Below are 23862 nucleotides of genomic sequence, written 5' to 3'. Positions count from 1 at the left end.
GTTCGAGTTCTAAATATAAATCAATAAATATAATTTTTACAAAAATCATGCCTCTGCGTCGTCGGAAGGCTCTTCATCGTCCTCCTCCTCGTCGTCAGCGACATCTTCTTCCTCGTCCAACTCATCATCCGTAACAATTATATCCTCCGCCGCAGCACCTTCTACCTGCGCTACCGGTTTTGGAACTACGTTGCCTTCTTCATCCAGTTCTTCCTCGGCTTTTTCGTCCGGATCTTTCAGAATGCGGGTTACCGACGTGATTTCATCCGTGCTGTTCAGACGGATCAGTTTCACGCCCTGCGTGTTACGTCCGGCCTGACGGATATCCAATACGCTCATTCTGATAGCAATACCATTACGGGTAATGATCATCAGATCGTCCTCTTCCGTCACTTCGCGGATGGCTACCAGCTTCCCTACCTTATCAGTAGCATTCATGGTTGAAACCCCTTTTCCGCCACGGTTAGTCACACGATAACTATCTATCGCTGAGCGTTTTCCAAAACCATGTTCCGAAACCACCAGCAACTGCGCGTCTTCACGGCTGATACAAACCATACCGATTACCTTGTTGTCAGGATCATTCAGGTTGATACCACGCACACCGGCAGCGGTACGGCCCATGGGTCGCACACCTTTTTCGTTGAAACGAACGGCACGACCGGCAGCGGATGCGATCACGATGTCGTTGTCACCGTTGGTTAATGCAACATTCAGCAGACGGTCGCCTTCATTGATAGAGATCGCGATGATACCGTTGGTACGCGGACGTGAGTATGCTTCGAGCAAAGTCTTCTTGATCGTGCCCTGCTCAGTACACATAATGAGGTAATTATTGTTGATATAATCCTCATCCGACAAGGTCTTCACATTGATTACCGAACGGATCGAATCCCCGCCTTCAAGACTGATCAGGTTCTGGATCGGACGGCCTTTCGAAGTTTTGCTTCCTTCCGGCACCTCGTAAACCTTCATCCAGAACAACTTGCCGTATTCGGTGAAGATCAGGAGATAGTTAAGCATTGTCGCGGAGAACAAATGCTCGGTGAAATCGGTGTCCTTGGTTTTCACACCACGGGAACCAACTCCTCCCCTGGTTTGCGTACGGTACTCCGAAAGCGGCGTACGTTTGATATAACCTTCTTTGGAAATGGTAATGAGCATTTCCTCGTCGGCGATCATGTCTTCGTCGCTGAATTCTTCGGCCGAAAACTCGATTACGGTTCTGCGGGCATCTCCATAGCGTTCCTTAATGTCGCCCAGCTCGGTTTTGATGATCTCGAACTTGCGGTATTCGTTAGCCAGAATGTCTTTCAAGTCGGCGATCAGAAGCATGATGTCTTCATATTCCTTCACGATCTTCTCTCTTTCCAGACCGGTCAAACGTTGCAAACGCATATCGAGGATCGCGCGCGCCTGGATTTCCGACAGGGCAAATTGCTCCATCAATCCATTTTTCGCAGTTTCCGGGTCACGTGCCGCGCGGATCAATGCGATTACCGCATCCAGATTATCGAGTGCGATCAGCAAACCCTGGAGAATGTGCGCACGTTTTTCAGCTTCGCGCAATTCGTATTCCGTCCGGCGGGTAATAACCACAACCCGGTGGTCTACATAATGCTTGATCAGGTCTTTCAGGTTTAGCAACACCGGGCGGCCTTTAACAAGCGCCACGTTGTTTACCCCGAAAGAAGTTTGCAACGGCGTGTATTTGAACAGGTGGTTCAATACAATATTAGGTATCGCATCCTTTTTCAGGTCGAAAACGATGCGCATACCGTCGCGGTCCGACTCATCGCGGATGTCGGAGATACCTTCGAGTTTTTTGTCGTTGATCAGCGACGCGATCCGTTCGATCATCGCCGCTTTGTTGATCATATAAGGAATTTCGGTAACAATGATCTGCTCGCGACCGGTTTTAGAAACCTCGAACTGAGCCTTCGAACGCATGATAATGCTTCCGCGGCCGGTTTCCATTGCGGAACGCACGCCGTTGTAACCGTAAATGATACCGCCCGTCGGGAAGTCGGGAGCTTTAACGTGCTCCATCAGTTCCGGGATCGTAATGTCGTTGTTGTCGATGTAGGCAAGCACGCCGTCCACTACCTCACTCAGGTTGTGCGGCGCCATATTAGTGGCCATACCTACCGCGATACCGGATGATCCGTTCACAAGCAGGTTCGGGAATTTGGCAGGAAGAACCGATGGTTCACTCAGCGAATCGTCGAAGTTGGGCTGAAAGTCAACCGTGTCCTTGTTCAAGTCGGCGAGCAGCTCGTCGGCGATCCTTTTCAGCCTCGCTTCCGTGTAACGCATTGCCGCCGGGTTATCACCGTCGACCGATCCAAAGTTACCCTGACCATCCACAAGCGGGTAACGCAATGACCACGGCTGGGCCATACGCACCATCGTATTATACACGGAGGAGTCGCCATGCGGGTGATATTTACCCAAAACCTCTCCAACAATACGCGCTGATTTCTTATGGGCCCGGTTGTAGCTTACACCCAGATCGTCCATTCCATAAAGGACCCGTCTGTGAACGGGTTTCAGACCATCGCGAACGTCGGGCAAAGCGCGGGAAATAATAACGGACATCGAGTAGTCGATGTAGGCGCCACGCATTTCATCCTCGATATTAATCGGGATAATGTTTTCACCAGAAGATTCTGCCATAAACGATTAGAAAAGAATCAAAATTTAAAGTGAGCGAACCGATCGTTTCAGTTGCCCAGCGGATTAATAAAATCTTGTTGGTACTAAAAAGTCAAATTTCGCCATTTTTAAGCATTCTAACAAACTATCTTTTGTGCTATTTCGGCCCCTGGCGCGTATATGCGTGACTCTCCGCGCATTACCTCAAAGAAATATCCGGGGGAAAACTAATTTGGCATCTATCATTAAAAATCCCGTTCTTCCCGCTTATTAGCAAGAGCTTAATTTTCGACAATTTCACCTATGCCTTTACTATTAACCTTTATCGCGATCCTCGCGCTCATTCTCCTTATTGCCTGGCTTAAAATTGATACTTTCATTTCCTTCCTGCTGGTTTCCATCGCGCTCGGACTTGCGAGCGGGCTGGATGTAGACACGGTCAGCAAGGCCATTCAGAAAGGTGTGGGAGGGACCCTGGGAGACCTGGTACTCATTGTCGGGTTCGGGGCGATGTTAGGGAAGATGGTCGCGGACAGTGGGGCGGCACAGCGAATTACCGACGCACTCATCAGCCTTTTTGGACAAAAATATATCCAGTGGGGAATGGCGCTGGCCGGGTTTGTGATAGGGATTCCTTTGTTTTATAATGCAGGGTTTGTAATTGTGATCCCGTTGATTTTCATGATCAGTGCAACCGCACGGTTACCATTATTATATATAGGTATTCCAATGTTATCCGCATTATCGGTGGCGCACGGGTACCTCCCACCCCACCCTTCCCCGGCGGCGATCGCCAGCCAGCTGCATGCCGACCTGGGCAAGACCCTATTCTACGGGATGATCGTCTCGCTGCCTGCTATCGCCGTGGCCGGTCCTATTTTTGGAAAGACCTTGAAACGCTTCCAACCCAAGCCCGACGAAGATCTGTTCGATGTAAAGCCGCGCCCCGCTTCCGAACTTCCGGGATTGGGAATTAGTGTCATTACTGCGTTGCTTCCTGTATTTCTGCTGACCGCCATGTCGGGTGTCAAACGCGTTTATCCCGACAATAAACTGATCGGGCTACTCGCCGAGCCTTATTTCGGGATGCTCGTTTCGGTGCTTTTCGCTGCGTATGCATTAGGCATAAAGCGCGGTATGAGCATGAAAAAGGTGAGCAAATCGATGGAGGAGGCCTTCAAAGGCGTTTCCACCATTCTGCTGATCATCGCGGGTGCAGGTGTATTCAAGGAAATAATGACTGCCAGCGGTGTAAGCACCTTCATTGCCGAAAGCTTGAAAGGACTGGACGTCTCCCCGCTCCTGTTGAGCTGGGCTATCGCGGCGGTTATCCGGGTTTGCGTAGGTTCCGCTACCGTTGCGGGGCTTACAACGGTAGGCATTCTCGCGCCCCTGCTCGCGAACACCGGCGTACCCGCGGAGCTTCTGGTACTGGCCATTGGATCAGGCAGTTTGATGTTCTCCCACCTCAACGACGGCGGCTTCTGGCTCTTCAAGGAATACTTCAATCTAAGCATCAAAGACACAATCCTCACCTGGTCGGTTATGGAAACAATTGTGTCAATAATGGGTTTACTGGGCGTTTTAGTGCTAAATTTGTTCGTATAACCGTCCCTTCCGCGGCTTCCCGGGTTAGCTTCCTCCGTCCGTTAAAACGGACGGTAATAGATACTTTTTAATTCATTCACTCATTCACTCATTAAAATGGACAATACACCCGAATCGAATTTCGCCGCCCTTGGCCTTAACCTTCCTCCTGCCCCAAAACCGTTGGGTGTATATAAACCCCTATTGATCGTCGATAAACGCTGGGTTTACGTGTCCGGTCATGGTACCGTGCAGGACGACGGCACTCTGATCAAAGGACGCATCGGAAAGGACCTGGACCCTGACCAGGGCAAACTCGCTGCACGTCAGGTAGGCCTGGCTATTTTATCCACGCTCAAAGCCAATCTCGGCAGCCTTAACCGCGTCAAGAGAGTAATTAAAGTCCTTGGTATGGTAAACTGTACCACCGATTTTGAAAAACACCCATTCATCATCAACGGATGCAGCGAGCTCTTCGCGAAAGTTTGGGGTGAAGAAAACGGTATCGGTGTAAGAAGCGCCGTAGGGATGGGCACATTGCCTGACAACATCCCGGTGGAAATCGAGGCGATGTTTGAACTTGAAGAGAAGTAATTTTGAATGATTGAATAAAAAATTTTATTCAATCATTCAGTCATTCAATCATTCAATCATTCACTCATTCACCATTAATCCAATGTCCTGGTACCAGCTAAGCAATCCCGGGGAAGTAATTTCTCCGTCGCTCCTATTCTACAAAGACCGGATCGAAAGCAATATCCGGAGTATGGTCAACATTGCCGGCTCGGCCGGGCAGCGGTCAGCCGAGAGGCTGGTACCGCATGTTAAGACCCACAAATGCCAGGAAATTGTTGAAATACAGTTATCTGCGGGTATTTCCAAGTTCAAATGCGCTACCATTGCCGAGGCGGAAATGGTGGCGACGGCAGGTGCGCCATGGGTGTTGATCGCCTACCAGCTCGTCGGACCGAACATCGAGCGGCTTTTCGCGTTAGGTGCTAAATTTCCGAGCACGACCTTCGCGTCGCTCGTCGATAATGAGCAAACCGCGTCGTTGCTGAACGAGGCTTCTATTTCGCAGGGACTGCGATCAGCCGTATTCCTGGATGTGAACAATGGTATGAACCGCACCGGCCATGCCACCGACGAGAGCCTGCTTTCGCTCTACCGTTATGTGAGCAGCCTGGATGGCCTTGCATTTGGCGGCGTACACATTTACGACGGCCACATCCGCAACCCGGAATTCTCGGAACGCAAGGCGGCTGCCGATGAAGCCTACGAAAAAGTACTCCCATTGCTCGACCGCATTGAAACCGAATGTGGCTACGAACCGATGATCATCGTCGGAGGATCGCCCTCATTTACCGTTCACACGCTGCGGCCGGATGTTTATCTCAGTCCCGGCACAAATGTGCTCTGGGATTGGGGCTACGGCGACCGTTTCGACGGTCAGCCATTCGAACATGCTGCGCTGATCATCACCCGGGTAATCTCGAAACCCGCTCCCGGCATTGTAACAATAGACCTCGGCCACAAAGCCATTGCCGCCGAAAACCCGATTGAAAACCGGCTCCGTCTGCTCAACCTGGCAGAGTATACCTTAGTCGGACAAAGCGAAGAGCACGGCGTGCTGCAAGTAGGCACCGACGCCTGGGAATCGATCCAGATCGGCGACGTCTATTACGCACTACCCTACCACATTTGCCCCACCGTGGCGCTCCATGATTTCGCGACCGTCGTCGAAGACGGCAATGTGATCGGAGAATGGCGCATCATGGCACGGAGCAGGCGCATTACTATTTAATTTTGAATGAGCGAATGAGTGAATGAGTGAATATTTATTCGCATTCATTCACTCATTCACTCATTAACTCATTCACTCATTAACTCATTCACTCATTACGTCTATGTTCCTCTTCGACGCACACCTTGACCTATCCATGAATGCTGTGGAATGGAACCGGGACCTTACCCAGGATCTGTATGCGATCCGCGACCGTGAAAAGAGCCTCACCGACAAGCCCGACCGCGGCAAAGGTGTCGTGAGCTTCCCGGAAATGCGCAAAGGCAATATCGGGCTCTGTGTGGCTACGCAGATCGGCCGCTATATTAAACCCGACAGCAAAATCCCCGGCTGGCATTCACAGGCGCAGGCATGGGCCATCACGCAGGCGCAGGTAGCCTGGTACAAGGCCATGGAAGAAGTTGGTGAAATGGTGCAGATCACCGGACTGGCCGGCTTGCGCAGCCATCTGGAAATGTGGCAAAATGCCGAATCAACGGAAGGTTTGCCCATCGGCTACATTCTCAGCCTCGAAGGCGCCGATTCATTCGTAAGCCTCAAAAACCTCGAAACCGCGTATGGCTACGGCCTTCGTGCGATCGGGCCGGCGCATTATGGCCCGGGCGTGTATGCGTACGGGACGGACTCCGATGCCCCGCTCACCGAGAAAGGCAAAGACCTCCTCCGCGAAATGGACCAGCTCGATATGATCCTCGACGCTACGCATTTGTGCGACACGGCATTCTGGGAAGCGATGGATTTGTATAAAGGCCCGGTTTGGGCAAGCCACAACCTCGTTCGCGCCATTACGCCGCATAACCGCCAGTTTTCCGATGAAATGATTAAAGTACTGCTCGAACGCGGCGCCGTCATCGGGATGGCGTTTGATGCCTGGATGATGATTCCCGGCTGGGTACGCGGTAAATCGACGCCGGAAAACACGGGGCTGAAAATCGAGCACGTCGTGCAGCATATCGACCATATCTGCCAGATTGCCGGTAATGCATTGCATGTGGGTATCGGTTCCGACCTCGATGGCGCCTATGGTAAGGAACAGTCGCCCGGCGACCTCGATTCCATCGCAGACTTGCAAACGATCCCTTCCCTACTCGCCGCGCGCGGTTATTCGGAGACGGATATCGAGCACATCATGTGGCGCAACTGGGTCGGTTTCCTGGAAAGGAACTGGGCCTGACGGCATTAGCCTACCATTTTAGAAGAATTTATAAAATCTAATAAATTCTTAATATAGCACTAAAAGGAGTTTTCAAAAAAGCTTCGCAACTTGGTATCATGGTTGCGAAGCTTTTTTATTTCTACACGAAAATAAACGCTTGTATTTATTTGGAATCATTTTAAATAAGAAGTAATTTCGAAGCATCAAATCAACAATCTGAATTGAACGGTAACATCCCGACCACTAATTTCACGTAACAAACAATGGCCAATACATATAAGATTTTCTTCCGTACACATATTCAGGCGAACAAATCGCTGCAAAAACTGCACGATTGCCTCAAACAACTGAATGTAAAACACTGGGCCTACGATTTTCAGGAGTTCTTGCTGACCCTGACCTCCGAACTATCCGATTTTTCACGTATCCAGCTCGCCCTGCGATCGGCGGGTTATGTCTGCCACTTTATCAAACTCGAAAACATGAACGAAGGCCGGTTGGACGCCAACAGCCTTTCCCTTGCATAGTATACTGACGTTTAACGGCTATCCCTTTTCCAGGCAGTCATCCATTTTGGATGGCTGTTTTTTTTATGCACAAAAAGCCGGAGCACGATTCCCGCGCCGGCCTTAACTATTTTATGGGATGGCTAATAAATGCTTTGGGGTACCAAATTCCGCTTCGCCTGTTGCATATGGCGCTCGTTATGCGCGATGATGAACTGCAACACGTCCCCGATTTTCATGCGGATAATTGGGAGGATCGATACGGGTATGCGGATCGCGTCGAGGTCCTTTTGCTTTCCGTCGCGCAAGAGGTACAGTAAATCCTCCTGTTGCCGGATGAATTCGCTCACTACCGCAGACGAGTCGAGTTGCGAAGGTGGAATATGGCCTTTGAACGCTTTGAATTTGCGTTTGCCTGTTTCAGGGTCCATCATTTTGGTAAAATACGCGCCCATCCAGGTGCTCGTGAAGCCTTCCTTTTCGGCTTGCGGCGCGGCCCGGAGTTCTTTAATCATTCTGGGCAGGTAGTAATGGCCATAGCTGTTCAGGTGGTCCAGGCATTGCGCGATGCTCCAACCGCAGGTTGCCGACGGCCGGTTCAGGAATTCGTCGTCCCTGTTCTGAAAAAATGCCACCGCATCTGCGATGTGCTGTTCGACCACGTCGTCGAGCTTTTGCAGTAATTCTTTCTTGTTAATGGTTTCCATGGGCTTTCAGTACTTTGATATTGCAAAGTTGCTCACCAGGAATTTCGAAATATTTGGTAAAAACCAACATTTTCAAATCCGTACCTTATTCACAAGCTTGCTGAAATTCGTCGGATCGATACCAAGGTAATTGGCGAGGTATTTATGTGGCACCAATTGCAGGATATGCGGGCTGCGTTTGAGCAGGTTACGGAATTTATCCTCCGAAGAAAAGCATTGCACCTCCACGAGCCGTTCGAGAATGCCGGAAAGCGTCTGCGTCATCCCCGCCCGCAGCATGCGCTCCACGGCCGGGCGCTCGTACGCGACCGCCTTGAACTCGCTGTAAGGCGTTCGGATAAAGCTCGAAGGTGTGAGTGTTTCGTAGTAGTACCGCGAGGGCACTTCCATCAATACCGAATCGATAATGCCGCCGAACGACGGCCGGTAAGTGAATGCAATGGTCGCCTCGCGGCTCTGATCGTCGAGATAGTAAATGCGCTGCACGCCGTCGGTCACGAAATAGAGGTACCGCTCGGTTTCACCTGCGGAAGTGATAATCTCCTTCCTGCGCGCACTGAACGGCTTCCAAATTCGCGACAACGCCTCCCAATCGGCGCTATCCAGCGGATGAATGGCCTGAACGACCGAATGAAGCAATTTTAGCGGTTCCTCCATAGAACCGCTAAAATACAAAAGCCCCTCCTACTCGCCTACCGGCGAAACCATAAAATGCAGGAAATGGAAAACTTCGTCCTGGCTGCGGATATGGTTGCGCGCGGCCGAAAGATCATCGCCGATTTTGATTGTGAATGAAGTGTCCGGCAATGCTTCGAACATATCTTCATCGGTGGTATCATCTCCGATAGCCAGGATGAAATCGAAATCGCCCGTTTCCACAAAAGTGCGTGTGGCGGTTCCCTTATTAAATGCTGTTTTCTTCACTTCCACCACCTTATTGCCATCGATCACCTGCAAATTCAGCTCGGGTTGAATGTAGTTTTTGAGTTGCCAGAGCAGCTCCTGTGCGCGGCGGGTAGCATATTCCTTGTCATCGGCGGTGCGGTAATGCCACGCCAACGCGGTTTCCTTTTCCTCCACGAATGCGCCCGGACAGCGTTTGGCATAAATCTGCATCATCGGACGAATTCCGTCTTTCCAATTTTCTTCATAACCTTCATTCAGCTGCCATTCTCCCGAGTCTTTGGCTTTGATCAACGCGCCGTGTTCGGCGATCATATGGACGGGAAGGTCGCTGAAAAGTTTATCGAGGAAATAGCGGTCGCGGCCACTCACGATCACGACCGTATCGCGTTTGGCAATATCATTCAGCAACTTCTTAACATCCTCGCTCATAATCGCTTTGGCCGGGTCCGGCACGATCGGCGCGAGGGTACCATCGTAGTCGAAGAAGAGGATTCGGTTGTTGGATAACTGGTAAGCGTGCCGGATCGCGTCTATGCCCTTATTGGTCAGGAAAACCTGGCGCAACCGGTCGTGTTCTAATTCAAGCATTGTCATTTGGGTAAAAAAATCACTGGTCCATGCGAACACATCGTAATCGCGTATCCTTTCGCGCATGGCCTCCATTCGTTTATGCTGCTCTTCCTCGGGCATTTCGAATGCGGTTTTGATCGCATCCGCAATATCCTGCCGGTCGAGCGGGTTGATGATCAGGGCCTCGCCCAACTCGGCCGCGGCACCTGCCATTTCACTCAGAATCAATACACCCTGGCCATCCTGCCGGCTTGCCACATACTCTTTGCAAACGAGGTTCATTCCGTCGCGCACGGGTGTAATGAGCGCGACGTCGCTCGCGGTGTACATGCCTACCATTTCGCTGTAAGGCATTGAACGGTACTGATATATAATGGGTTGCCACGATATGGTCCCAAAATCGGCGTTAATCTTCCCTACCGTCTGGTCGATATCCGATTTCATTTGCTGGTACTGCTCGATCGTGTCGCGAGAAGGCACCACCACCATCACCAACGATACCTTTTCGTGCCAACCGGGGTTGAGTTCGAGAAAGCGCTGGTAACCATGCAGGCGGTGAATAATGCCTTTGGAATAATCGAGGCGGTCGACCGAGAATATGATCTTTTCTTTGAGCGACTGCCGGGCGTCGGCGCGAGCAGCGGTCACGTCCGGGTCGTCGTAGGCATCGTTGAACTTATCGAAGTCGATACTGATCGGGAATGAATCGACCTTCACAATACGGTTTCCAAGGTTGATGTAATGCAATTTATTCCCCAGTTCGGAGACAAGACGCGCCGCTTTCAGGAAATACTCCACATAATCGTTGGTATGAAAACCCACCACATCGGCACCGAGAATGCCATCCACAATAGCCTTTCGCCAGGTTACCGGCAGCAGCCTGAATATCTCGAAAGACGGAAAAGGAATGTGAAAAAAGAAGCCGATCTTGTTTTCAGGGAACGCATTCCGGATCATTTGCGGGAGCAGCATCAGCTGGTAATCCTGCACCCACACGACATCGCCCGGACGGATCACTTCCTTTACTTTTTGGAAGAACAATTCATGTGCTTCGCGATAGGCATTGAAATACACATCATGGAACTGCGCCAACGACGGAAAGTAATGGCAGAGCGGCCATATCAGGTTGTTACAGAAGCCTTCATAGTAATTTTCATTGAGCTCGTCGGGGATGAAAACCGGGTGCGCCCGGAAGTTCTCGTTCTCCATCGATTGCCCTTCGAGCTCCTCGGGTGTGTTCTCCGAAAAACCGATCCACTGGATTTTCTGGTGGGCATCGAAAGCTTCGTTTTGTTGATCTTTTACCAGCGAAAGCACCGCTGAAACGAGCCCGCCGGAATTTTGAAATAGTCGGGAGACATCACCATCGCGGACAACCTTGAACGGTAACCGGTATGCGACTATGATGAGCCTTCCCGTGTTGACTGACTGAGATAAACTTTCCATAATACGCTGAAACGCCTTCAAAAGCCATGCCAAAAAATGCCGCGAAGGCCGAAATCCCTCTTTCGGTGCAACAAATGCGGCGTATACTCCCATTTGGCTGATCTGGCAGACTCTATCAAAAAGTGAGTGGACCTATCAATCCGATAAGGTTTTGCGGGAAGAAATGAATGTGTTACTTTCGCTGTCGCAACCTCTTTTATCACATTACAGGAACAGGGCATGGGGGCAACCCTATTTCCGGCGCCGATCGGATCAACGAACGAGCGGCAAGCAATTCAATTGCTGTTTTCCATGAGTTAATGTGATAACTGACCACAAATACGGGCTTGCAAGAGCCCAAGATTAGTCACGGACTACAAATATGTAATCGCAGATTAATACTGTGCCACTCTTTGTTGTGGGTTGCAGGCGGCTGAATCAAGCCGCCTTTTTTTGTGCTGCACCCTTTGTAAATCTCTCCGCCATTGCCTTTATTTGTCTACCAATCTGGTAGAATACTCCCTGAACCACCCTAATAACAAGGGAAGCCGATCGAATATGTTCCGAAAACACCCTAACCTGAACTACACCATTCTGATGCTCCTGCTGGCGTCGTCTGCGCTGGTGATTTTCCGCAAAAAAAGCCTTGCAGAAGGAAATGCACGTCAACCGAACGTCATCTATATACTGGCCGACGACCTTGGCTCGGGCGACCTCTCCCGCCTTAACCCCGATTCCCAGATCAACACACCCAACCTGGATAAACTTGCTTCGAACGGCCTCGTGTTCACGGATGCGCACTCGGGCTCGGCCGTGTGTACGCCTACGCGTTACGGGATTCTCACCGGTCGTTACGCGTTCCGTTCGCGGCTCAAAAAGGGCGTTTTGGGAGGCTATTCGCCGATGCTCATCGAAAAAGACCGCTTTACGGTAGCGGATCTGATGAAAAAAGCCGGCTACCGTACGGGCGTGATCGGCAAATGGCACCTTGGCCTGGACTGGGTGAAAGCCGATGCCGCCAAAGCCGTGAACCAGGCCGAACTCGATGTGGATTGGACTAGAAGCGAAAACCTCGCGCTCGAAAAAGGCATTACCGCCGGCCCCAACGACCTGGGCTTCGATTACAGCTACATTATCCCGGCCTCGCTCGACATTGCCCCTTACATTTACCTCCAAAATGGCAAGCCCGCCGACCCGCGCATAACGGATATTGCCGGCAACAAAACACCGCGCGGCGTGTTCTGGCGCGACGGTAAGGGTTCGCAAAATTTTGATTTGCAAAAAACGCTGGACGTTTTTGGTCAGGAAGCGAAGAATTTTATTGTCGGCGCCACCCGAAACCAATCCAAGCCCTTCTTTTTGTACCTGCCATTATCCAGTCCACATACGCCGTGGCTGCCGTCCGAAGCACACAAAGGCAGCTCAAAGGCCGGAATATATGGTGACTTTGTGCATCATACCGATGCCGTGGTGGGCGCGGTGATGCACACGCTCGACAGCCTGGGCATTACCGACAATACGCTCGTCATTTTCACATCCGACAATGGCGCCGATTGGAAACCCGGTGATAAGGAAATCTACCCGGCACACCACGCGAACTACATTTACCGCGGTGAAAAATCGGACATCTGGGAAGGCGGCCACCGTGTTCCGTTCATTCTGCGCTGGCCTGCGGTTGTAAGGAAAGGTGCGAAAACGAGTCAGACCATCTGCCTGACAGACATTATGGCGACGCTGGCTTCCATCACCGGCCAGAAGCTCGACCGGAATGCCGGTCAGGATAGTTTCAGCTTCGCGCCATTATTGCGAAATGCAAATGATCATGCGGCGGGCAGCCCAGCCCCCGTGAGATCAAGCATTATCCATCATTCGATCGACGGCATGTTCGCGATCCGACGCGGCAAATGGAAATTCATCGATGGCAAAGGAAGTGGCGGCTGGTCGTCCAAAGGCGAAGCCTCCGATCCCGACGGACAGCTTTATGACATAGAAAATGATCCGCAGGAAACAACCAATCTGTTTGAAAGCAACCTGAAATTGTGAAGGAGCTGAAAGTGCTGCTGGAAAAGCAGAAGTCGGACGGTTACACCCGGGCATTGTAATAACCGACATAATATCTACACCCCCTCTTAAAAACCGACCTTCTGATTCTTTCCCAAAAGTAAATAGAGTATCCCGCCAAAAAAAGGAAAGCAAATGATCACAATGATCCAAACGAGTTTGTTAATATCCTTCTTGAAATCGCTCTTGATAGCATCGACTAATGCCCAAATGGTGATAGCAAGTGGCAATAGAATAAATAGAAACATTACTTCCAAGCCTCCGAGGCCCATAAATAACAGGATTGCGGATAAAACTGTGCTCATAGTTTAGGCAGTTACCTCCTTTCGGTTGTTATATTTTTACCAAAATAATATAACTGCGGTTACCAACAAATAAAATCGGCAAATTGACTTAAATTGACCCGATTCACCTCCAACTATTTTATAAAATGGTTATAAAAATAATCAACGGAATACTGATATTGATTGCCGTATTCATGGGCCTTAAACAGGGCTGGGCAATGACCAGCGGCAAGCCTGAAATGCTTGAAATGTTCGGCAAATGGGGTTTTACAAAGACCGGCGTAATGGTTAACGGGGTCATCACGATCATCAGCGCATTACTCATTCTATTTCCGAAGACATTTGTTTGGGGCAACTTCCTGATGGCCGCTACCATTTTAATGATCATTTGTTTTCACCTTCTCGAAAAGGACCTGAAAGGCGTAGCCATCGAGCTTCCATTTCTTTTCCTGAACCTGATTATCATTTATTTACAACACCCAATGATCAGTAAATAAAGAAGGCGGCAAAACATGTTTCGCCGCCCTTCATCAAGCCCTCGTGTTCTCAGAAAAAGCTTTGCATTGCCGACATGTAGTCTTCAATGGGCATTGATTTACGCATTTCCATCAGCTGGTTTCCCGTAGCACCTATCACATTACGGAAGCTTTTGTTTTCGCCGGTCGCGAGGCCGTGGATAACGTTTACGATCTCCATCGGATCGTCCAGCTGGCTTTCGTCCGCGCCGGCCATAATGGATTGCAGCTTGTTCGTCAGTTCGTCGTAAGCGGTAATTTCCGGATGTTCGTTCCAGACAATACTTTCCCTGAAACTGTTCCCTTTCGAACCGCCTTGTTCGATCAGTCGCAATTCGATATTCAGCGGCTTCAATTCGTAATACAGCCCTTCGATCAGACCTTCCAGCGCGAATTTGGACATATTGTAAAGCGAGCCCAGCGGAACCGCCGTGGTAATGCCCATAAATGAGCTGATATTGATGAACATCCCGCCACCATTCGCGCGGAAATGCGGCAGAAATCCACGGATCACATTGATCGGCCCCCTGGTGTTCACGGCAAACTGCCAGTCGATATCCTCCTCCTTCGCCAGTTCGAGCGCACCATACGTGCCCATACCCGCATTGTTCACTACCACGTCGATCTTCCCGAATGCTTCGATGGCCTGTTCGGCAGCTATTTTTACCTGAGTCGTATCGGTTACGTCCAGTTTGAAAATCCGGATGTTGTCGTAGGCTGTCAGCTCGGTTTCCTTTTCCGGCGTACGCATGGTTGCGGCCACATTCCAGCCGTTTTCCGCGAAATATTTCGCGGTTAATTTACCCAGCCCGCTGCTGGTCCCTGTTATGAAAATGGTTTTTTGACCGTTCATTTTGAATTAATTTTTAATTGATGCTACAAAACTAACGCGCATTGGTATAACTTTGTAATCAGTATCACAGAGTATACCAACTACGGTCATGAAACAAGCGACATTAGTGAGAAATCAGGCAGAAGAAGTGAAGGCCCTTCAAGACACGATCTATGTCATCGGCGGCAAATGGAAGTTGCCCATTATCAACTCGATATGCAACGGCAACAAGCGCTTCCGGGAAATTGAAAGGAGCATTCCGGGCATTACCACACGGATGCTTTCCCGTGAATTAAAGGAAATGGAAATGAATAAGCTGATCAAACGGACCGTTTACCCCGATTCGCCCGTACTGGTCGAATATGAATCCACGCCCTATTGCAAGACGTTCGGAAACATCATTCTCGCGATGATCGAATGGGGCAAGGAGCATAAAAAGTACATTCAGGAGAATTAACAATCAAACAGATTACCAAGCTAACGCTTCCAGTTACCTGTGCAGGCTCGGTCTCGCAAATTCAAAAAGAATTCAGAATTCAATGGTAGGTTCAGCGCCTGATGGCATATCAATGCCGCCTGACACCACCAAATTTTGCGAGAAATGGAAATCGCCGTCCAGCGAATCGAAAGAACAAGCCCGTTACGTTTAAAATCCGATTTTCTTTCGCGGCCTACGCTGATAGCCCTGCTGCTCACCGGCATCTCCATGCTCACCCGCATTGCATTGATGTGGAAGGCCGGCAACGACCTGGATTATAGCCCGACCAGCCTCCTCGGTATCTTCGGCATAGGATTGTTTTACGACATCCTCAATGCATTGTATTTCATCCTTCCGATAATGCTCTTCGGCTGGGTGATGCCGTCCCGGTACGCTGGCAAAAAAACATTTAAAATAGCAGCGAATGTCCTGACTTTCATCCTCATTTTTCTTCTCCTGCTCAACGCCGTTTCCGAATGGGTATTCTGGGACGAATTTGGTTCGCGGTTCAATTTCATTGCCGTCGATTACCTGGTCTACACGCAGGAAGTCGTCGGCAACATCCGCCAATCCTACCCGGTGGAAGTGATCGTGTGCATACTGCTCGTGCTGGCAGTCGTGTTGACAGTGCTGGTATCCCGGTTCTCCACCCGGTTTGCATGGATTGAAATGCGTTTCGGCCGACGATCGCTCGTTGCCGTTGCGTATTTCGCGGTACTTGCGACGGTTTTCTTGACATTCGATAACAAACTCAGGCAGTTCAGCAATAATATCTTTGTCAATGAGCTCGCCGGCAACGGAATGTATGAGCTGTTTGCAGCCTATCGCAACAACGAACTGGATTACAACCAGTTCTACGCCAAAATGGATGAACGCCGTGCATCGGCGACGATACGTTCGCTTGTGAAAACACCGGAAAGCCGTTTTGTCGACGACAAGCGGTTCTCTATTGAAAGGGATATCGTCAATACCGGCACCGAACTGCACAAAAATATTATCCTCATCAGCGTCGAAAGCCTTAGCGCCGACTTTCTCGGAAGCTTTGGCAATACCCAGGGAATTACGCCCTTCCTCGACTCGCTCGCCAGCCGGAGCCTTCTTTTCACAAACCTGTACGCCACCGGCACACGCACGGTCCGCGGTTTGGAAGCATTATCCATATGTGCCCCACCAACGCCGGGCCAGTCCATTGTCCGCCGACCGCATAACGAAGACCTTTTCTCGATGGGCAGCGTCCTGCGAAGCAAAGGATACCAGGCCCGGTTCATATACGGCGGCTATGGCTATTTCGACAATATGGGTTATTTCTTCGGCCATAATGGCTACGGGGTCGTCGACCGGACCGCCCTTTCGAAAAAGGATATCGACTATGAGAACATCTGGGGGGTAGCGGACGAAAACCTTTTCGAACTGGCAGTCCGCGAGATCGACTCGGATGCAAAAAACGGCAAACCCGTTTTTGCTCATATCATGACCACATCCAACCATCGGCCCTATACCTATCCCGAAGGAAGGATCGATATTCCTTCGCATTCCGGCCGCGATGGTGCGGTAAAATATACCGACTTTGCCATCGGGCAGTTTATCCGCAGTGCCCGGAACAAGCCCTGGTTCAAAAACACGTTGTTCGTCATTGTGGCCGACCACTGTGCATCCAGCGCGGGCAAGACCGATTTGCCCGTCAACCGGTACAAGATACCTTTACTGATTTACGCGCCGGGCTTCATACCGCCCGGTATTATGCCAAGGCTCATGAGCCAGATCGACATCGGCCCGACTGTTCTGGGCCTTCTCAATTTTTCCTACCGCAGCCAATTTTTCGGCTACGATATTTTCCAGCTGGAACCGGGTCGTGAGCGGGCATTTGTCAGCACTTATCAAAGTCTGGGTTACATTAAACACGACTCATTGGTGATATTGAAACCCCAACGAATTGCCTCCACATTCATCCCCGACTTCAAAGACGGGTCCGCGCGTCAAACTTCACAGAACAGATCTCTGGTTAACGAAGCCATTTCCTGGTATCAGGCAGCAAGTTTTCAGTTCAGGAACGGCATGATGAAAAAATAGTTACGAAATTATCGGTTACAACTTTTTCAGGAAATTATACAAACGTTATATTCACGGTTACAACATCATAACCGCCGGACTTTGAGAATTTGTACGAACATTGCTACGAACTGCATTTTACTGACACTGATATCCTTATACGCAGCCACGCACGTGCGCGGGCAACATATGCCTGTCGTACAAGCGGATAGCGTCCGTGCGGACATACGCGAGGGCGACCAGCTGGTTACAGGAAACTGGAATATTTCGCCGCAAATCCGGCCGGATGTTTACGATGCATACATCGAGGGAAAAAGCAAACGTTTCGCCTTTATCACCAACCGCGACTCCGTTGTTTTCGAACTCGAACCCGGCAAAAGCTATCCGTTCGTGGTTCTGCTCAACGGAAAAGACAGCGCATTTACGGAATTTAAAGGCATTCAGTTCGTACCCCGCGCACAGTTTTCGAAGGAGTACCAGGCTGCGCACCGAGGTAAAACCATTGTCGAGATCCCCAAGGTATACGAGCTGATCAACATTGTATTTGCATTAACAGACCGTGGCCGGAACATTAATGGGCTGGTCAACCGTGACACGGACTACTATCGTGAGGTTATGGAGTGGTTTGAGCCATATACCAGTCATGAGGTTGTCAAAAAGGTGAACACAGGACTTGGCGTCGACGGGGGTATTCATGCGATCAAAATGGATGCCTACCCATTCGAACTGGCGGCGGACGGTAAAATCACCCAGGGCCCTGTGTACGACCGCATTGGCAATTCATACACCAATAATTTCCGCTACTATCTTCCCGATCTGGAAAATTTCGGAAAGGCAAGCCGTTTTGAGGAATTTTACAATGCGCACCGCTCCTACTACGACCGCCTGATCCAGGCCTACCGCGACTCGATCGGCGTGCCGGAAATGCAGCGCTGGCTTGCCCGGAACTTCCCTTCGACCCGTTACGACGCGTTCAAAATCATCTTCTCGCCACTGGTAAGCGCCAATCAATCGGCCAGCTTCTTCGACCTCGATGGTTTCCGCGAAGCGCAGGCACACGTCAATTTTCCGTTTCATAAAGCCGGAGTACCTTCCGAATGGTCGGAAAAAGCCCGGTTCGTGATGGACGGTAACATCGTTTTTACGGAATTCAACCACAGTTTCATCGGCCCCGAAGGCCAAAAAACCGCCTACCACGCCCGCATTCAAAAAGCATTCTCCGACCTCTCCATCTGGAACGACAACAGCAAGCCAGCCCGCTACTACAACACGCCTGAATCATCCTTCGACGAATACATGAATTGGGCCCTCGTAAGCCTCCGTTATATCGACTACGCGCCGCCCGCCGAGCAGGAAAAACTCATCGCCTCCAACGAGGATATGATGGTCAATTTCAGGGGCTTCCGGCGCTTTAAGGAATTTGACCAGTTTTTGGTTAAAATTTACAAAGCGCGGAAAAAAGGGCAGACTGTGGCGGATTTGTATCCGGCGATTGTGGAGTGGTGTGAAGCAAATAAGTAAAAGATTGATTTTCAGACAATTTTTAAATTCCAACCAAAGTAACCGGTATTTAATCTTGCTTAAAATCCATTTTAAAGCAACCTAACGCGTCTGTCGACATGAAAAAATTATTCGTTCTCTTCGCCGTTTGTGCAACCTCCATTATCCTGTCATGCTCGAAAGATGATCCACAACCCGATTGTGGTTGCGAAGGCCCCACCTTGCTGGTTCTTAAAAACACCCGCGCTGTTCATGAAAGTGCCGGATTATTTACATTCACCCACCCAATCACGCTTAGCAAGACCTCGGCGTGGGCATGCGATGTAGATTCGCTCTGGGCGAAAAGCGAGAACAACGGCATTCCAGACTACACCATCAGCGGAAATCTCAAAAAGGAATGCTTCTTCGGGCCGACATCTATGATTGTATTTCCTTCCATTGAAATTACGGCGATCAAAAAAGACTAGTCCCCCAACCCCTTCGCAAAACAAACACTATTCTCCACCCCCACATACTGCCCGTAATTCTCCGTCCGGCGGTAGCCGCTTTTCTCATACAGCGCGATGGCTTCGGGTAACCGCCATCCGATTCCAGCCGATTGGTAACTGGTTAATACTCCCTGCTCTTTAATCTTGATGAGTCTGGATAGTTGCATTTATTTTCATCGTCGCAACCCAAAAGTTTCCTCATAACGAAACTTTTACTATCTTTATTTATCTCGATGATCGACAGGTTTTTTAATGTAGTCTTCCTTGATCAAGCAACCAGCTTTTTGAAATCGTTGGATAAAAAAGCAGCCGCGAAAATAATGGCAAACATCAGAAGATCCCAATCTCGCATGGATTCTGCCCTATTCAAAAAGCTGAACGCGGATATTTGGGAATTCCGAACACACTACGATGGGATACAGTATCGAATGTTGGCCTTCTGGGATAAAACAGATAATTTGAATACCCTGGTCATTTCGACTCACGGCTTTCTTAAAAAGCAAAGTAAGGTGTCAGATTATGAAATATTAAAGGCTCAAAACCTTAGGACTAAATACTTTCTCGATAAAAAATCAAACTTATGAAAACATACACCCTTGATGAACTTGAAGACGAGATCATCGGTAAAACTGGGACACCAGAGCGTGATCGTTATGAATATGAGCTACAATTGGAGTTGGTCGGAGCGGCCATTAAACAAACACGCAAGAAAAGAAAGATCACTCAGGAAGCACTGGGCGAATTAATAGGCGTTCAAAAAGCGCAAATTTCAAGGCTGGAAAACAATGCCGGAAATGTTACGCTTGACACCCTGCTCCGTGTTTTCAGCGCCCTGCAAGCTAATGTCAAACTGCAAATTGAATTAATTTAATGCCTCCATGGTAGTCTAGCTTGCCAACCCCTTCGCAAAACAAACACTATTCTCCACCCCCACATACTGCCCGTAATTTTCCGTCCGCCGGTAGCCGTTTTTTTCATAGAGCGCGATGGCTTCGGGCTGGCGTTTGCCGGTTTCGAGAACGCATCGGAGGTAGCCCAGTTCGAACGCCCAGGCTTCCAGGTCCGCGAGGATGCGGGAGGCGACACCTTTGTTGCGACCTTCGGGTGAGACATACATCCTCTTTACTTCCATGGCCTCGTCGCTGAATGCTTTGATGGCACCGCAGCCGATGGGCTGCCCATATTCATAGCAGACTACGGTGTGGCGGATTTTGTCGATTTTATTGAATTGAGAATAAAAACTGTGGTCGGCACCGTCGCGGATAGCGAGGTCGGCGTCCAACAGTTTTACCAATGCCTGGAAATCGGGATCGTCGGAGTCGGTTCTTCTTAAAATGATCATTGCAATTCTTCGAGTTCTACCACTTTGGGCGTTCGGGTGAGCCAATGGATAATCAGCCACGCCACAAGATAAGTAAAACCGCAGATTGTAAAAATGATGTTATATCCCGCCTGGATGTTCCCGGCTGCCTTGTAGCTGTCGAGTAAGCTGCCGATCAGCATCGGGAAAAGGATACCACCGACCGCTCCGGCCATCCCACCGATGCCTACAACTGAGCTTACCGCTTGTTTAGGGAAAAGGTCCGATGGTAATGTGAATACGTTCGTTGCCCAGGCCTGGTGCAATGCCACGGCCACGCTGATCAGCCCGACGGCCATCCAGACGCCGCTCGAAAACTGGATCAGTATCACGGACAATTCACAGAATGCCAGACCCAGCAGAACCGTTTTACGTGCTTTGAGCGTCGGCCAGCCCCGTTTGATCAACCAGGACGACAGGTAACCGCCTGCAATACTGCCCACGGTCGTCGCAGTGTAAATAAGCATCAACTCCAGACTCGGCCTTTTAAGGTCGAGATGGTATGTCGACGCAAAATAGGAAGGCAGCCAAAACAGGAAGAACCAGTAAATGGGGTCGATGAGCCCTTTGCCGGTAATGTAGGCCCAGGTCTGCGGGAAAGTGAATAGTTTGATCCATTTCACCGGCTGCTTTTCGGCTTCGTTTTCGTCCTGATCCTGCCCGCTGAGAATGTAATGGAGTTCCTCGGAGCTCAATCGCTTCTGTTTTACGGGAATATCGTAAAATATCCACCAGAAAATCAGCCACACAAAACCCAGTGCGCCCGTGATCCAGAATACTTCCTGCCAACCATAATGGCTCAATATCCAGGGAACGAGTATCAGCGCTACTACCACCCCAATACTGGTACCGGCATTGAAAAGGCCCGTGGCCAAAGCCCTTTCCTTTTTCGGGAACCATTCTGCGACGGTTTTCACTGCCGCTGGATAATTACCAGCCTCTCCCAGGCCCAGGCCCACACGCGCAACCCCGAACCCGAATGCGCTGCGTGCAACCGCGTGCAGCATACCTGCGATACTCCAAAAGATGATGGTAAACGAGTACCCGGCTTTGGTGCCGATTTTATCGATCAGCCAGCCAAAAACGAGCAAACCGATGGCGTAGGCGGCGGTAAAGGCCATGACAATGCGGGCAAAGTCTGTTTCGGTCCAGACGAATTCTTTTTCCAGAATGGGTTTCAGGAGACCGATGATCTGCCTGTCGAGGTAATTGATGGTCGTAGCGAGAAAGAGCAGGACCACAATGATCCAGCGGTAATTCCTGATTTTACCCATTGGTTAAGCGAGTTTTTTTGCGAATTGAAGGAAATGTGCTTTCAGTCCGTCCCAGTCTTTGTCCTGGATCAGCTTTTTGTCAAATAATTGCCCGCCTATACCCAGCCCATTGGCGCCCGCTTTCAGGAAGGCCTCCATGTTTTCGAGGCTCACGCCGCCGGTCGGCAGGAGTTTCAGCTCGTTCATCGGCGCTTTGAGGTCTTTGATATAGCCCGGCCCCAATGCGGTCGCAGGATATATCTTTACCATCGACGCGCCCAGCGACCAGGCATTAAAGATTTCAGTGGGTGTATAAGCGCCGGGAAATACCGGAACGCCCTTTTTGACACAGGATTTAACCACCTTTTTACTTAAAACCGGTGTCACAATAAACTGCGCTCCCGCGTCCAGCGCCAAATCCAGATCCTCCTTGGTACAAACCGTTCCCGCACCGATATTCAGGCCGTAATGCTCGTTTTCCAGTGCATAACGGATCATGTCCGTCGCACCGGGCGTGTTCATCGTGATTTCGACGGTCGTCAAACCCGCCTCGCGGTAGATGGGCAGGATGCGCTTGACGTCCTCCGGCGATACGTTGCGGATAATGCCGACCAACGGCGCCTTGTTGAACAATTCCCACGAAAATGTACGCTCACTCATAAATTAGTTTTATTCAATGTTAAATGTTGGTTCTCAAAAATCCGGATATGCCCGGTGGTTGCTGCACGGTCGACGATTTCGGACGGGATAATGGTCGCCCTACCCGCCAGGCTCAATGTCTCGATCGCGGTTTTGTACAATTGGTACAGGTTATTGCCGCCGCAAAGCACGAGGTGTGCGCTGGTTTCCTTCGTCAGGTCGCGTATCTCGTAGCCGATCAGTAACCCGCTCAGGAACATTCCGTTTTCCCGCTTATTTAATAAATCAAAAAGCTGGTTGGTTCTTACTGTAAATAATGCATTTAAAATATTTCCCGTACCCGACTCGCGTATGCCCGCACGGAATGCGGCTACCGCTTCTTCGTCGAAATCCGGCTGGTGATAATGGTGGATGGAGTCTTTGAGAATACTTTGATTAGCCATTAAATGAAAGATTTCTCCCGTCATAAAAGTCTTGAAATCAATCAACCGGCCGTCGCGCACGAACATATGCTTCGAATGCGTGCCCGGGAAAATGAATATCGCGTCCCGGCCCGAAAGGTCCATTGCGGCGCCGAGGCCAATGAGCTGGGTCTCTTCGCCGCGCATCACGTCGTGATCGCTCCGCACACCGGAGATCAACGTGATTTCGTGCGGAAAATCCGGTTGCTCTTCATAATGCCGCATACCGAGGTGCGCCCCATCCAATGCAAATGGCAACCGCGCGTAAGCCAGCTCCTCCATCCCGATCGAGGAAGAAGCCATGCCGGACAGAACAATCGGCACACCGGAGAGGTTTATCCCGGTTTGCTTGTTCAATGCGGTGATCTGTGTGGCGATAATCGAACGGAAATATTCGCCACGCGGGACATTACCGGTACTGTGGGCTTCCCGCCAGGCGTTGTAAACGGCCCCGATCCCGTTGGCAGACGTCACCTCTCCTACCACATCGTGATCCTTCACATTGACCAGCCTCAACCGGAACGAGGACGTTCCCCAGTCACAACTTAGCAGGTGTTTACTCATGGTTTCTTTTTTGTTAGGTACCGGGATTGAAATCCCGGGTTAGTAAATGTTTGTGCCTACGG

General features: G+C 50.2%; 24 protein-coding genes. 13 read left to right on the top strand and 11 right to left on the bottom strand.

Features of this window, described 5'->3' with window-relative positions:
* Positions 1-45 precede the first annotated feature (45 nt).
* Positions 46-2676: a DNA gyrase subunit A gene (gene gyrA, locus BMW93_RS27660; protein ID WP_090384122.1), complete on the bottom strand. Its 2631-nt coding sequence runs from the start codon at positions 2674-2676 to the stop codon at positions 46-48.
* Between the two features lie 282 nt (positions 2677-2958).
* Here gyrA and BMW93_RS27655 point away from each other — a divergent pair, with 282 nt between their 5' ends.
* From BMW93_RS27655 to BMW93_RS27635, 5 genes are all read left to right on the top strand, one after another.
* A complete protein-coding gene (locus BMW93_RS27655; protein ID WP_090384119.1) occupies positions 2959-4263 on the top strand; it encodes a gluconate:H+ symporter in 1305 nt (434 codons plus the stop codon).
* 96 nt (positions 4264-4359) lie between these two features.
* A complete protein-coding gene (locus BMW93_RS27650; protein ID WP_177194224.1) occupies positions 4360-4836 on the top strand; it encodes a RidA family protein in 477 nt (158 codons plus the stop codon).
* An 82-nt stretch (positions 4837-4918) separates the two neighbouring features.
* Complete coding sequence (locus BMW93_RS27645; RefSeq protein ID WP_090384115.1) at positions 4919-6046, top strand: D-TA family PLP-dependent enzyme; 1128 nt, start codon at positions 4919-4921, stop codon at positions 6044-6046.
* 103 nt (positions 6047-6149) lie between these two features.
* Positions 6150-7220: a dipeptidase gene (locus tag BMW93_RS27640; protein ID WP_090384112.1), complete on the top strand. Its 1071-nt coding sequence runs from the start codon at positions 6150-6152 to the stop codon at positions 7218-7220.
* A gap of 245 nt (positions 7221-7465) precedes the next feature.
* Positions 7466-7729, top strand: coding sequence for a hypothetical protein (locus tag BMW93_RS27635; protein ID WP_090384109.1), 264 nt, complete (start codon positions 7466-7468; stop codon positions 7727-7729).
* Positions 7730-7851: 122 nt separating this feature from the next.
* Here the strand turns inward: BMW93_RS27635 and BMW93_RS27630 are convergent, their stop codons facing one another.
* The 3 genes from BMW93_RS27630 to BMW93_RS27620 form a co-directional block, all read right to left on the bottom strand.
* On the bottom strand, positions 7852-8415 hold the full coding sequence (locus tag BMW93_RS27630) for a DinB family protein (RefSeq protein ID WP_090384106.1): 564 nt from the start codon (positions 8413-8415) through the stop codon (positions 7852-7854).
* Between the two features lie 72 nt (positions 8416-8487).
* Entirely contained in the window at positions 8488-9072 is a 585-nt protein-coding gene (locus BMW93_RS27625; protein WP_090384103.1) for a Crp/Fnr family transcriptional regulator, read from the bottom strand.
* 27 nt (positions 9073-9099) lie between these two features.
* Positions 9100-11337: a bifunctional alpha,alpha-trehalose-phosphate synthase (UDP-forming)/trehalose-phosphatase gene (locus BMW93_RS27620; protein WP_090384362.1), complete on the bottom strand. Its 2238-nt coding sequence runs from the start codon at positions 11335-11337 to the stop codon at positions 9100-9102.
* A 537-nt stretch (positions 11338-11874) separates the two neighbouring features.
* Here BMW93_RS27620 and BMW93_RS27615 point away from each other — a divergent pair.
* A complete protein-coding gene (locus BMW93_RS27615) occupies positions 11875-13359 on the top strand; it encodes an arylsulfatase (protein WP_090384100.1) in 1485 nt (494 codons plus the stop codon).
* Between the two features lie 86 nt (positions 13360-13445).
* On the opposite strand, the gene BMW93_RS27610 is transcribed toward BMW93_RS27615, so the two are convergent.
* The gene (locus BMW93_RS27610; RefSeq protein WP_090384097.1) at positions 13446-13682 is read right to left on the bottom strand and encodes a PLDc N-terminal domain-containing protein; all 237 of its coding nucleotides are present in this window, start codon (positions 13680-13682) and stop codon (positions 13446-13448) included.
* Positions 13683-13807: 125 nt separating this feature from the next.
* On the opposite strand from BMW93_RS27610, the gene BMW93_RS27605 reads away from it, so the two are divergent.
* Complete coding sequence (locus BMW93_RS27605; protein WP_090384094.1) at positions 13808-14158, top strand: DoxX family protein; 351 nt, start codon at positions 13808-13810, stop codon at positions 14156-14158.
* A 49-nt stretch (positions 14159-14207) separates the two neighbouring features.
* Here BMW93_RS27605 and BMW93_RS27600 read toward each other — a convergent pair whose 3' ends face one another.
* The gene (locus tag BMW93_RS27600) at positions 14208-15029 is read right to left on the bottom strand and encodes an SDR family oxidoreductase (protein ID WP_090384091.1); all 822 of its coding nucleotides are present in this window, start codon (positions 15027-15029) and stop codon (positions 14208-14210) included.
* Between the two features lie 88 nt (positions 15030-15117).
* Between BMW93_RS27600 and BMW93_RS27595 the strand changes: the two genes are divergently transcribed.
* From BMW93_RS27595 to BMW93_RS27580, 4 genes are all read left to right on the top strand, one after another.
* The gene (locus BMW93_RS27595) at positions 15118-15465 is read left to right on the top strand and encodes a helix-turn-helix domain-containing protein (RefSeq protein WP_090384089.1); all 348 of its coding nucleotides are present in this window, start codon (positions 15118-15120) and stop codon (positions 15463-15465) included.
* A 144-nt stretch (positions 15466-15609) separates the two neighbouring features.
* The gene (locus BMW93_RS27590) at positions 15610-17556 is read left to right on the top strand and encodes an LTA synthase family protein (RefSeq protein ID WP_090384087.1); all 1947 of its coding nucleotides are present in this window, start codon (positions 15610-15612) and stop codon (positions 17554-17556) included.
* 81 nt (positions 17557-17637) lie between these two features.
* Positions 17638-19056, top strand: a complete 1419-nt coding sequence (locus BMW93_RS27585) for a DUF4932 domain-containing protein (RefSeq protein WP_143061739.1) — start codon at positions 17638-17640, stop codon at positions 19054-19056.
* A 98-nt stretch (positions 19057-19154) separates the two neighbouring features.
* A complete protein-coding gene (locus tag BMW93_RS27580; RefSeq protein WP_090384082.1) occupies positions 19155-19502 on the top strand; it encodes a hypothetical protein in 348 nt (115 codons plus the stop codon).
* Here BMW93_RS27580 and BMW93_RS35965 read toward each other — a convergent pair.
* Complete coding sequence (locus tag BMW93_RS35965; RefSeq protein WP_229240869.1) at positions 19499-19690, bottom strand: hypothetical protein; 192 nt, start codon at positions 19688-19690, stop codon at positions 19499-19501. The two genes, BMW93_RS27580 and BMW93_RS35965, sit on opposite strands and share 4 nt — an antisense overlap.
* A gap of 66 nt (positions 19691-19756) precedes the next feature.
* On the opposite strand from BMW93_RS35965, the gene BMW93_RS27570 reads away from it, so the two are divergent.
* A complete protein-coding gene (locus BMW93_RS27570; RefSeq protein WP_090384080.1) occupies positions 19757-20107 on the top strand; it encodes a type II toxin-antitoxin system RelE/ParE family toxin in 351 nt (116 codons plus the stop codon).
* On the top strand, positions 20104-20394 hold the full coding sequence (locus BMW93_RS27565; RefSeq protein WP_090384077.1) for a helix-turn-helix domain-containing protein: 291 nt from the start codon (positions 20104-20106) through the stop codon (positions 20392-20394). Before BMW93_RS27570 ends, BMW93_RS27565 begins: the two co-directional genes overlap by 4 nt.
* A gap of 15 nt (positions 20395-20409) precedes the next feature.
* On the opposite strand, the gene BMW93_RS27560 is transcribed toward BMW93_RS27565, so the two are convergent.
* From BMW93_RS27560 to BMW93_RS27545, 4 genes are read right to left on the bottom strand one after another with little or no spacing between them, the layout of a single operon-like run.
* Positions 20410-20865, bottom strand: coding sequence for a GNAT family N-acetyltransferase (locus BMW93_RS27560; protein ID WP_090384075.1), 456 nt, complete (start codon positions 20863-20865; stop codon positions 20410-20412).
* Complete coding sequence (locus tag BMW93_RS27555; protein ID WP_090384072.1) at positions 20862-22157, bottom strand: MFS transporter; 1296 nt, start codon at positions 22155-22157, stop codon at positions 20862-20864. The genes BMW93_RS27560 and BMW93_RS27555 overlap by 4 nt, the downstream gene beginning before the upstream one ends.
* Positions 22158-22160: 3 nt before the next feature.
* Positions 22161-22796: a bifunctional 4-hydroxy-2-oxoglutarate aldolase/2-dehydro-3-deoxy-phosphogluconate aldolase gene (locus BMW93_RS27550; RefSeq protein WP_090384069.1), complete on the bottom strand. Its 636-nt coding sequence runs from the start codon at positions 22794-22796 to the stop codon at positions 22161-22163.
* A complete protein-coding gene (locus tag BMW93_RS27545; protein WP_090384066.1) occupies positions 22793-23800 on the bottom strand; it encodes a 2-dehydro-3-deoxygalactonokinase in 1008 nt (335 codons plus the stop codon). Before BMW93_RS27545 ends, BMW93_RS27550 begins: the two co-directional genes overlap by 4 nt.
* Positions 23801-23862 lie beyond the last annotated feature (62 nt).

This window comes from Dyadobacter sp. SG02 (genome assembly GCF_900109045.1).
Taxonomy (GTDB): Bacteria; Bacteroidota; Bacteroidia; order Cytophagales; family Spirosomataceae; genus Dyadobacter.
This window is presented reverse-complemented; position numbering and strand designations above follow the sequence as displayed.

What these genes read in the sequence shown, in the direction of transcription:
- BMW93_RS27605 (WP_090384094.1), top strand. Translation starts at nt 13,808, where the DNA reads ATGGTTATAAAAATAATCAACGGAATACTGATATTGATTGCCGTATTC.
- BMW93_RS27645 (WP_090384115.1), top strand. Translation starts at nt 4,919, where the DNA reads ATGTCCTGGTACCAGCTAAGCAATCCCGGGGAAGTAATTTCTCCGTCG.
- BMW93_RS27640 (WP_090384112.1), top strand. Translation starts at nt 6,150, where the DNA reads ATGTTCCTCTTCGACGCACACCTTGACCTATCCATGAATGCTGTGGAA.
- BMW93_RS27580 (WP_090384082.1), top strand. Translation starts at nt 19,155, where the DNA reads ATGAAAAAATTATTCGTTCTCTTCGCCGTTTGTGCAACCTCCATTATC.
- BMW93_RS27590 (WP_090384087.1), top strand. Translation starts at nt 15,610, where the DNA reads ATGGAAATCGCCGTCCAGCGAATCGAAAGAACAAGCCCGTTACGTTTA.
- BMW93_RS27635 (WP_090384109.1), top strand. Translation starts at nt 7,466, where the DNA reads ATGGCCAATACATATAAGATTTTCTTCCGTACACATATTCAGGCGAAC.
- BMW93_RS27615 (WP_090384100.1), top strand. Translation starts at nt 11,875, where the DNA reads ATGTTCCGAAAACACCCTAACCTGAACTACACCATTCTGATGCTCCTG.
- BMW93_RS27650 (WP_177194224.1), top strand. Translation starts at nt 4,360, where the DNA reads ATGGACAATACACCCGAATCGAATTTCGCCGCCCTTGGCCTTAACCTT.
- BMW93_RS27570 (WP_090384080.1), top strand. Translation starts at nt 19,757, where the DNA reads ATGATCGACAGGTTTTTTAATGTAGTCTTCCTTGATCAAGCAACCAGC.
- BMW93_RS27560 (WP_090384075.1), bottom strand. Translation starts at nt 20,865, where the DNA reads ATGATCATTTTAAGAAGAACCGACTCCGACGATCCCGATTTCCAGGCA.
- BMW93_RS27610 (WP_090384097.1), bottom strand. Translation starts at nt 13,682, where the DNA reads ATGAGCACAGTTTTATCCGCAATCCTGTTATTTATGGGCCTCGGAGGC.
- BMW93_RS27620 (WP_090384362.1), bottom strand. Translation starts at nt 11,337, where the DNA reads ATGGAAAGTTTATCTCAGTCAGTCAACACGGGAAGGCTCATCATAGTC.
- BMW93_RS27625 (WP_090384103.1), bottom strand. Translation starts at nt 9,072, where the DNA reads ATGGAGGAACCGCTAAAATTGCTTCATTCGGTCGTTCAGGCCATTCAT.
- gyrA (WP_090384122.1), bottom strand. Translation starts at nt 2,676, where the DNA reads ATGGCAGAATCTTCTGGTGAAAACATTATCCCGATTAATATCGAGGAT.
- BMW93_RS27550 (WP_090384069.1), bottom strand. Translation starts at nt 22,796, where the DNA reads ATGAGTGAGCGTACATTTTCGTGGGAATTGTTCAACAAGGCGCCGTTG.
- BMW93_RS27565 (WP_090384077.1), top strand. Translation starts at nt 20,104, where the DNA reads ATGAAAACATACACCCTTGATGAACTTGAAGACGAGATCATCGGTAAA.
- BMW93_RS35965 (WP_229240869.1), bottom strand. Translation starts at nt 19,690, where the DNA reads ATGCAACTATCCAGACTCATCAAGATTAAAGAGCAGGGAGTATTAACC.
- BMW93_RS27630 (WP_090384106.1), bottom strand. Translation starts at nt 8,415, where the DNA reads ATGGAAACCATTAACAAGAAAGAATTACTGCAAAAGCTCGACGACGTG.
- BMW93_RS27545 (WP_090384066.1), bottom strand. Translation starts at nt 23,800, where the DNA reads ATGAGTAAACACCTGCTAAGTTGTGACTGGGGAACGTCCTCGTTCCGG.
- BMW93_RS27595 (WP_090384089.1), top strand. Translation starts at nt 15,118, where the DNA reads ATGAAACAAGCGACATTAGTGAGAAATCAGGCAGAAGAAGTGAAGGCC.
- BMW93_RS27655 (WP_090384119.1), top strand. Translation starts at nt 2,959, where the DNA reads ATGCCTTTACTATTAACCTTTATCGCGATCCTCGCGCTCATTCTCCTT.
- BMW93_RS27600 (WP_090384091.1), bottom strand. Translation starts at nt 15,029, where the DNA reads ATGAACGGTCAAAAAACCATTTTCATAACAGGGACCAGCAGCGGGCTG.
- BMW93_RS27555 (WP_090384072.1), bottom strand. Translation starts at nt 22,157, where the DNA reads ATGGGTAAAATCAGGAATTACCGCTGGATCATTGTGGTCCTGCTCTTT.